Origin of the sequence: Microcoleus pseudofavosus SVA1_A4, assembly GCF_036700565.1 — a bacterium.
GTDB lineage: Bacteria > Cyanobacteriota > Cyanobacteriia > Cyanobacteriales > Microcoleaceae > Microcoleus.
The window spans coordinates 42,242-49,887 of the sequence record NZ_JAUBPE010000061.1 but is presented as its reverse complement, the minus strand read 5'-3'; the positions used below and the strand labels follow the sequence as shown (position 1 = coordinate 49,887).

The following is a 7,646-nucleotide window of genomic DNA, read 5'->3' as shown; positions in this document are numbered from 1 at the left end:
ATAGATAGTCTAGATGGAAGCTCATAACGGTAAATGTATTAGTAGGTACATTTTACACCATAAACTCAGGAGAGCCGTCTAACGAGTCAAGCTTAACATTCGACTTTAACAAATTAAGGTGTCATATCGTTTTTGTTATCGGAATTATCATTTTCCCCGTCAGTGCTGGCGTCCCGTTCTTTCTGGAGCATCCGCGATCGCGGGACGATCGCACTGACGGTATAATTTCGACTGCGATCCGATGTGATATCACCAACTCTTGATTTTTTTTCTCGTTCTCACTCCACTGCTGTGCAATCCACCACTTTTAAACTCTTCAAGACTCACAACTCACAACTTCTCACTTCTTCTTCCCGCCAAACAAACTTGCAAAAAATCCCGGTTTACCCTCACCTTTTTTGCTCTTTGCGGAAGCTTGTTCCAGCTTTTTCTTAACCTCCAAAGCCGTCGGTTCTTCAGGATTTGATGCTAAAGCTTTTTGCACCTCAAGTTTCGCCATTGTGGTTTGATCTTGTTGAAAGTAACACATGGCTAACATAGCGTGGGCCTGACTGTGTTTCGGCTCGCGCTTCAGGGCTTCCCTCAACTCCAAACTTGCTTTAGCGTAATTTTTGCTGTCCATGAATCCTTGAGCTCGGCGGCAAGATCCATCGGCCAGCGAGTCTTTGACTTGGACTTTGGGCTGCGGTGGCGGTGGAGTTGCGGCGGCTGGGGTTGCTGGTGGTTTTGTGGCTGTGCTAGTTGGGGTTGTGGCTTTTGGGGGCGAAACCACTGCAACCGCACCACCGCCGAGGCGCTCTTTTCGCAGCAGGTAAACCATGTTGAGTTCGCTAATTTGAGCGATCGCATCTTCGGTTTCCTTAACTGATTCGTACTGCTTGAGAGCGAGTTTGCTAACTGCTGTTTTGTAAGCTTCTTCCAAATCTTTAGCGGTAGCTAACTGTTTGGCTGCTTCGCTTTCAATTTGCATTTTCGCCTGTTCTTTAGCGACGCGCTTGCCTATGGCTGCTAATAGCAGGTTGTATTCTTTGCGATCGCTTTCCTTAGAGAATTTGTTGTAGGCCGGATTGACCACTTTTGACAAAAATTGGTTGGCCCAATCTTTATCGGCTTGGTCTTCAAAAGAGCAAGTATCCGAATGCAAGCGGCGGGCGATTTTCGTGTAGCGCTTGCGGATCTCGCTATACTCTGCGTCTAAGGGAACTCCCAAAATTGCGTGCTGATCTGTAAAGTCATACTTGAACAGCCCTTTTGTCATTTCAAAAGACATAACTTTTACTCTCGCTTTCCTGGCTTTTCACTATTCTTTAATGTAGCCTGAGTCAAGGGGTTCTGACCCCCGTACGATCCCTGAACCCTTGCCGAGGGCGCGCTACCTCCAGGAAGATAAGGGAGGAACTGCTAGCAGTGCGCCGCTGAGTTCGGCGTGTATTCTGCCGTTTGTGGCCAAAACGCGACCCGAGTCGATCTTAAAGGCACTGCCGTCATAAGCTGTAATTTGACCTCCCGCTTCGGAGACGATGAGTACACCGGCTGCTACGTCCCAAGGGGCGAGTCCCCGTTCCCAGTATCCGTCCGATCGCCCCATCGCGACGTGTGCGAGGTCTAGGGATGCCGAACCGCTGCGCCGCACGCCTTGGGTGAGGTGAGTGAGATGACAGAATTCGGCATAATTATTGTCTGCGGTTTCGCGCCGATCGTACGCAAAGCCGGTTACTAACAAGCTTTTGCTCAATTCTGAGATTTGGGAAACTTCGATCGGCGAACGGTTGCACGTTGCTCCCAATCCTTTGCCTGCCCGAAACAATTCGTTATGAAAAGGGTCAAAAATTACTCCTATTTGTGGTATGCCGTCGATTAAAAGTCCGATCGACACGGCCCAAAAAGGATATTGGTGAGCATAATTGGTTGTACCGTCCAAAGGGTCGATCGCCCACAGGTATTTGCTATTTGCATCCCCTAATTTGCCGGATTCTTCGGCGAGGATGCCGTGGTCGGGTACGTGGCGGCCGAGAATTTCTAAGATGACGGCTTCTGAGGCTTTGTCGGCTTCTGTCACTAAATCGCCCGATCGGCCTTTTTCTTGAATGTTTTCTAATTTTCCGCAGAAAGATTTCAGGACGGAACCGGCGGCTAGGGCTGCTTCTGTGGCTATTTCTAAGAAGTTTTGCAGTTGATTGTCAGTCATTTGTTAGTTGTCAGTTGTTAGTTGTTAGTTGTTAGTTGTTAGTTGTTAGTTGTTAGTTGTTAGTTGTCAGTTGTCAGTTGTCAGTTGTTAGTTGTCAGTTGTTAGTTGTTAGTTGTTAGTTGTCAGTTGTTATAGCAGTCCTAAATCAGTCGCAAAATCGATCGAGATCAGAATCCTTGTAGTGCGAGCATCTTGCTCGCGTACTATTTTTCAAATCATTTAGGATTGCTATAGTTGTTAGTTGTTAGTTGTTAGTTGTCAACAGTCAACAGTCAACAGTCAACAGTCAACAGTCAACAGTCAACTATTTCTGATTTTGCTGGCGAAATTCTCCGGGGGTTTGGCGCAAAGCTCGTTCTGGATTCCACAGCCCTTTACCCATGAGTCTCGCCCATTCTTGAGCGTTGATGAGTCGCTGTTGATATTTTGTGTTGCGCGATCGCGCTGAGGCCAAAGCATAACCTTCTTTGACTAGCAGTTCGTTGAGCAGAACTTTATCTTGCCACAAGTAGGCTAGTTTGCGATCGAACTGGTCTTTCTCTTCGATGTCTGATTCTAACAATACCTGTTTTCCCCCAATTAGCTGTTCTAGTCTTTGTTTAGCCGCTTCTCCCCAAGGCTGCTGTTTTAAATCCGGCGCATCAATACCAATCAGCCTGATTTGTTCTAATAAGGCTATTTTGTCGGCTGTACTGATAACTTCGATTGTTTGCCCGCTGATGGCCCTTTCTACTTTGGCGATCGTACCTTGGGGCATTTCTGGTTTTTGGCAGCTAGCTAACAACAGACAAAGGGCGATCGCAAATAACCGATAGAGCATGGATAATTATTGGTAGTTGATAATTTATAAAATTGCCTCACTCTTCATCTAATGGCAAACCGGCTCTAACTTTACCTTTGCCGAAGTAGCGGCCGAATTGCAGTTCGTACACTTCGTCTTCGTCTTGCGTCTCTACCTCGATGTTGGAACGGGGATAGCAGACGCACAGCAGGGCATAACCTTCTTTTTGCAGTTCCACAGAAAGCCCCATTGCTTCTGGCTGGTGCAGTTCCCCCGACTTGACGCGCACCGCACAGGCGGTACAAGCGCCGTTGCGGCAGGAAAAGGGCAATTCTACTCCTTGGTTTTCGGCGCTTTGCAGGATGTAGCGGTCTTCGGGTACTCGCACGGTGTGGCGCGCTCCCGTTTGTCTGTTATGAATTTTAATTGTGTAAGAGCGAGTCATGGAATTTTAGATTTTAGATTTTAGATTTTAGATTGGGGTTTGCGGGGCCAAATCCTTTAGATGAAAGAGTTTGCCACACAGGGAGGAGAATCCGGCCTGCCCGTTTGACACCCTACCCCCCATTAAACAGCAAATTTATGCCGTTACCCCTTCCCAAATCAGATTTGTTCTGCTAAGATAGTTTAGCTGTGGCTAAATGAATTAATTTAGCCCTGGAGAGGTGGCCGAGCGGTTGAAGGCGCACGCCTGGAAAGTGTGTTTAGGGCAACTTAACGAGGGTTCGAATCCCTCCCTCTCCGTTAAGCAAGCTGTTTAGGCAAAAAAAACAGCTTGCAAAAAAAATCTCTGATCTGAGATAAATACTTTGAGCGAGATCCCTTGAATTCTTTTAGAAAAATCAAGGGATCTCGCTTTTATATTTTTGAGGGTAAATTACGGGCGATCGCGCCGAGAATAAACGCCCAGATAATGCCAATAGTAGAAAACCATAGTGAAGATCCTCCACCAATCGCCAGCGATATGGTCTAAGAGCGTCACTTAATTGTTTTTCCCATGCCCAATTTCCACATTAAATAAACAAGCTAGGTGAGATTTTAAAATAATCTCCTAGTGCCTTAGCTTGTGCTTTGCTAATCGCTCTTTTGCCGTTTACAACCTCAGAAACCACGCCACTCGATCCAATGATACCTACCAAGTCCGCTTGACGGGTGCCGCTGGATTCCATGATGTGTTGCAAAATCTCATGAGGCTCGGATTTGTCCATCGGATAATTTTCCGTCTCATAAACTTCAATCAGCGTGACTAACAACTTGTATAAAGCTCTCTCCTCTGGGGTGCGGTTTTTAGCGAACGTTAGCCGTTCTGCCACTGCCAGGAGGCGATCGTATTCCTCTTCGGATTCGATCGCCTTTGGAGCGATTTCTGCAAGCAAGTTGCTATAAGTGACTCGATCAAAAGTAAGGATCATTTTTCCATTTATCTTTGTCGTATTCAGCGTGGGTTAGGAAAAATTTGTAGAAAATAGTTTGCTCCTGGTAGTCGATATCGACAATCAGGCGATAGTCATTGCCTTTGATATTAAATACGGTGAAGTTTCCTACTGATTCGGCATCCCCGTAAATCTTGCGAACATCCTCCAAATTCTGCCATTCTGCTTTCTTTACAGTTGCGTTCCAGCTATCAATTTGATTTTTGACATCGGGGTACTGGGCAGCATCTTTACGGAGGTTGCGGAGCGAAATTAAGTGCATCGGTTTTTCTTTTATTTTTTATTGTGTTTTGCATAGTGATTGCTAATTGTTGACAGTTTGGCGTTGCTGATTCGCGGTATGAATCAACTTTTCCCTTGAAGTTACAAAACTCACCCTCAAGCGGGCTTATAGCAATTGGGAAATCTTGAATTCATACGGTGAATCAGCAACGCCGACAGTTTTGGTTGCATACTATGCTTATACTCTCATTTTGAGAGGCAAATGTCAAGGCCCGATCGAGTAAAAATTCTTTAACGCCCTCCAAGTGGGTTTTGTGTGTATAGGCGCGGTTAGAAACCGCAGGCTTTGTCTTTAATCCCACTCTGCCTCCCCCGACTCGATCCTCATCCTGTAAAAAAGCTTCTAGCAGCGTGGTTCGGGCGATTGCCTCGCAAATCAGAGTCAGCGTTTTAGCAGAGGCTCTACGCACGACAGGGTTGCGGTGATGTGCTAGAGCTTCCAGCAAAAAAGGAGTTGCAGGTTTGCCAATTGAGGCGAGAGTGTCGGCTAAACTCAGCCTCACCATTCCCTGCGAATCTCCCATACATTCGACCATCTTTTTGAGCAGTTCGCTGTCGTTGGGATTAAAAGTTGCGAGGGCCATTTGCTCCCTCACCGTTTGCAGCAAAGCGTCGCTTTCTGCTGGCTCAATTGCTGTTTGAATATCAGTCGGGGAATTTTAGATTTTAAATTTTAGATTTTAGATAGAGGTAATTTATATCGAACTTAGCATCAGCGAGATTTGCCCCTCTGAACGAAGTACCCTCAGCATTTCCAATCTCTCGAACAATCGCCGAGAAAGACACAAACGCAAACCAAAGATACAGCAGCGACAGCAAACCGAAACACATACCCCAAAACAGTTTGTGAGTGCTCAGAAAAGCGATCGCCGTTGCACTGAACAAAAAAGCCGCTGCGTAAGTCGCCACACTTCCAGCCGATGCGATCGCCACCTGTGCAAATTGGCCGCGAATCCGGGAACTCACAAAAAACATGAACACTCCGCCGATCGCCATTCCAGCAATAGCAGCCTGGGAATTATTATTAGTTGCAGTGCCAGCATAGAAAAATCCCAACAAAGCTCCTGATAGAATAGCAGAAATTGTTCGTGCCAATCTACCCGCTTTTGAGGTTTTTCGCTGTTTGCTGGCGATCGCCGAAGCGAAACCAGCAGCGCTCAAAACCCCGTACAGCAACAGAACAAAAGGCCAACTGGGAGAGTCCGGTACTTGTCCTTGGGTTCCCAAAATCAGTCGAGTCAGAACATCGCCCACAACCAAACAAATCGCGATCGCCCCAGCACTCAAAACAGCAATCTGTCGCCGAGAAAGCCCGATTTTCGCACCGAGAAAATTCGCACCCGCTAACTGAGCATTTCTAAAATTGCAGCCTCTAACATCCGCACCGCTGAAATCAGCACCGTTAAGAACTTGTCCTTGGAACGATCGATTTCGTAAAATTTGATTGCTAAAATTATGGGAATCCGAATACTTCATATTAGTAGAGGATGCTGGAAAATATATAAATCTGTGAGTGTTCCCGTCCCAGTTCAAAATCTAAAATGGTATGACTTATCGGCCCACTATCAAACAAATTTGGCATATTCTCGGTCTCGGAATATTGCTCGCACCAATACTACTCTACAACATTCCCTACTTTTTTCGTCCCCAACAAACAAACGAAGCCCGATCGCTCTTTCAAGGAATAGGCTACCGCAGGGAATTTCGGACTAATCCGCGTCCCACCCTAATTCACATTGTTAGCATCGACCTAAAAGCGCCGGGAATAGGAATTTTTGTCACTCCCGGAAACCCAACACCCGATTTAACAGAAACCCATGCCCGCACCGCTACTGAATTCCTGAAAGAATTTAAATTGCAATTAGCAGTCAACGGCAATTTTTTTTATCCCTGCATCGAGGAAGCACCTTGGGATTACTATCCCCGCAGTGGCGATCGAGTAAATAATGTCGGACACGCCATTGCCAAAGGCCAAGCTTATTCTCAACCACATTCAGGCTTTCCCACCCTTTGTTTTGATGCCAAAAACCGCGCTCAAATCATCGAAAACGGCACTTGTCCAGCAGGAACAGCCTATGCAGTTGCCGGAGATACTTTGCTGGTGAAAAATGGCAAACCCGTAGCCCAAAGTCACAAAGAACGCAAACAGGATAAACCCTATCCCCGTGCAGTCGCGGCGATCGACAAAACAGGCGACAAGTTGTGGTTAATTCTGGTCGATGGCAAGCAGAGGCTTTACAGTGAAGGGCTGAAACTGAGCGAAATAACTGATATTTCGATGCAGTTGGGAGCCGAGACAGTGCTAAATTTAGATGGCGGCGGGTCGGTAACTTTTGCAGTAGCATCGCCGTCAGGAGCGAAACTGTTGAATGCTCCGATTCAGAATAAAATACCCATGCAGGAACGTCCAATTTCCAATCATTTAGGATTTTATGCGCGGGAAAATTAGGGTTTTAAATTGTGCTTTAATCTCCGAGAAGCTGGGTTGAAAATAATTGTGTTGTCCCTTGCACCCAAGCCGCTGATTGTAAATGATCGGCGGTTTTAAGCACTTTTACAAAAAAAAATATGCCTCCGCCGACCAAATAAAGAGGGAACTTACTGCCCACTTTTTTAATAGAAAGTTTGGCTTTTATCGGCGTTATATTTCTTATTTGCTTTTGTCTAAAAATTACTGTGAGTAATTAAAAGTACAAAAAAGGATATTAAAATAACCGTTAAGTAAGCATGAGATAATATTAACTAAAGTACCTCACACTCTCAATATAATGATTAAAATAAGGAGCTAACTTGGCTCAGTATCCATAATTGCAGCGCTTCAAAATAGCCGCTTTGATACCTGGCAAACCCTGCACATTGCCAGCACAGAAACGGCAAATTGTTGATAAAGCAAATTCATGTAATGCAGTCCTTCATCGCTGGTAAATTCGGCGGTATTTCCCGCAATTCCATAGGTAATGCA

10 protein-coding genes and 1 tRNA gene are annotated in these 7,646 nt (G+C 45.8%); 2 read left to right on the top strand and 9 right to left on the bottom strand.

The window, feature by feature from the left end; translation table 11 throughout:
- Positions 1-340 precede the first annotated feature (340 nt).
- The 4 genes from QUA02_RS23235 to QUA02_RS23220 all read right to left on the bottom strand — a co-directional run bounded on the left by QUA02_RS23235 (position 341) and on the right by QUA02_RS23220 (position 3,414).
- On the bottom strand, positions 341-1,270 hold the full coding sequence (locus QUA02_RS23235) for a J domain-containing protein (RefSeq protein ID WP_333031100.1): 930 nt from the start codon (positions 1,268-1,270) through the stop codon (positions 341-343).
- A gap of 102 nt (positions 1,271-1,372) precedes the next feature.
- Positions 1,373-2,188 carry an inositol monophosphatase family protein gene (locus QUA02_RS23230; protein WP_333031097.1) on the bottom strand — a complete coding sequence of 272 codons (816 nt, stop codon included), beginning with the start codon at positions 2,186-2,188 and terminating at the stop codon, positions 1,373-1,375.
- Positions 2,189-2,492: 304 nt separating this feature from the next.
- Positions 2,493-3,008: a thermonuclease family protein gene (locus tag QUA02_RS23225; RefSeq protein WP_333031093.1), complete on the bottom strand. Its 516-nt coding sequence runs from the start codon at positions 3,006-3,008 to the stop codon at positions 2,493-2,495.
- 37 nt (positions 3,009-3,045) lie between these two features.
- Positions 3,046-3,414 (bottom strand): 2Fe-2S iron-sulfur cluster-binding protein, encoded by a 369-nt coding sequence (locus tag QUA02_RS23220; RefSeq protein ID WP_333031091.1) that lies wholly within the window; start codon positions 3,412-3,414, stop codon positions 3,046-3,048.
- 214 nt (positions 3,415-3,628) lie between these two features.
- On the opposite strand from QUA02_RS23220, the gene QUA02_RS23215 reads away from it, so the two are divergent.
- A tRNA-Ser gene (locus QUA02_RS23215) sits at positions 3,629-3,713 on the top strand.
- Between the two features lie 269 nt (positions 3,714-3,982).
- On the opposite strand, the gene QUA02_RS23210 is transcribed toward QUA02_RS23215, so the two are convergent.
- From QUA02_RS23210 to QUA02_RS23195, 4 genes are all read right to left on the bottom strand, one after another.
- On the bottom strand, positions 3,983-4,381 hold the full coding sequence (locus QUA02_RS23210) for a helix-turn-helix domain-containing protein (protein WP_333031089.1): 399 nt from the start codon (positions 4,379-4,381) through the stop codon (positions 3,983-3,985).
- On the bottom strand, positions 4,365-4,664 hold the full coding sequence (locus QUA02_RS23205) for a type II toxin-antitoxin system HigB family toxin (protein ID WP_333031086.1): 300 nt from the start codon (positions 4,662-4,664) through the stop codon (positions 4,365-4,367). The genes QUA02_RS23210 and QUA02_RS23205 overlap by 17 nt, the downstream gene beginning before the upstream one ends.
- 163 nt (positions 4,665-4,827) lie before the next feature.
- Positions 4,828-5,268, bottom strand: coding sequence for a HEAT repeat domain-containing protein (locus QUA02_RS23200; protein ID WP_333031085.1), 441 nt, complete (start codon positions 5,266-5,268; stop codon positions 4,828-4,830).
- 82 nt (positions 5,269-5,350) lie between these two features.
- On the bottom strand, positions 5,351-6,160 hold the full coding sequence (locus QUA02_RS23195; protein ID WP_333031083.1) for a pentapeptide repeat-containing protein: 810 nt from the start codon (positions 6,158-6,160) through the stop codon (positions 5,351-5,353).
- A 70-nt stretch (positions 6,161-6,230) separates the two neighbouring features.
- On the opposite strand from QUA02_RS23195, the gene QUA02_RS23190 reads away from it, so the two are divergent.
- Positions 6,231-7,133, top strand: a complete 903-nt coding sequence (locus QUA02_RS23190) for a phosphodiester glycosidase family protein (protein ID WP_333031082.1) — start codon at positions 6,231-6,233, stop codon at positions 7,131-7,133.
- A 369-nt stretch (positions 7,134-7,502) separates the two neighbouring features.
- Here QUA02_RS23190 and QUA02_RS23185 read toward each other — a convergent pair whose 3' ends face one another.
- Positions 7,503-7,631 (bottom strand): hypothetical protein, encoded by a 129-nt coding sequence (locus QUA02_RS23185; protein WP_333031104.1) that lies wholly within the window; start codon positions 7,629-7,631, stop codon positions 7,503-7,505.
- Positions 7,632-7,646 lie beyond the last annotated feature (15 nt).

What these genes read in the sequence shown, in the direction of transcription:
- QUA02_RS23210 (WP_333031089.1), bottom strand. Translation starts at nt 4,381, where the DNA reads ATGATCCTTACTTTTGATCGAGTCACTTATAGCAACTTGCTTGCAGAA.
- QUA02_RS23195 (WP_333031083.1), bottom strand. Translation starts at nt 6,160, where the DNA reads ATGAAGTATTCGGATTCCCATAATTTTAGCAATCAAATTTTACGAAAT.
- QUA02_RS23235 (WP_333031100.1), bottom strand. Translation starts at nt 1,270, where the DNA reads ATGTCTTTTGAAATGACAAAAGGGCTGTTCAAGTATGACTTTACAGAT.
- QUA02_RS23230 (WP_333031097.1), bottom strand. Translation starts at nt 2,188, where the DNA reads ATGACTGACAATCAACTGCAAAACTTCTTAGAAATAGCCACAGAAGCA.
- QUA02_RS23225 (WP_333031093.1), bottom strand. Translation starts at nt 3,008, where the DNA reads ATGCTCTATCGGTTATTTGCGATCGCCCTTTGTCTGTTGTTAGCTAGC.
- QUA02_RS23200 (WP_333031085.1), bottom strand. Translation starts at nt 5,268, where the DNA reads ATGGCCCTCGCAACTTTTAATCCCAACGACAGCGAACTGCTCAAAAAG.
- QUA02_RS23220 (WP_333031091.1), bottom strand. Translation starts at nt 3,414, where the DNA reads ATGACTCGCTCTTACACAATTAAAATTCATAACAGACAAACGGGAGCG.
- QUA02_RS23190 (WP_333031082.1), top strand. Translation starts at nt 6,231, where the DNA reads ATGACTTATCGGCCCACTATCAAACAAATTTGGCATATTCTCGGTCTC.
- QUA02_RS23205 (WP_333031086.1), bottom strand. Translation starts at nt 4,664, where the DNA reads ATGCACTTAATTTCGCTCCGCAACCTCCGTAAAGATGCTGCCCAGTAC.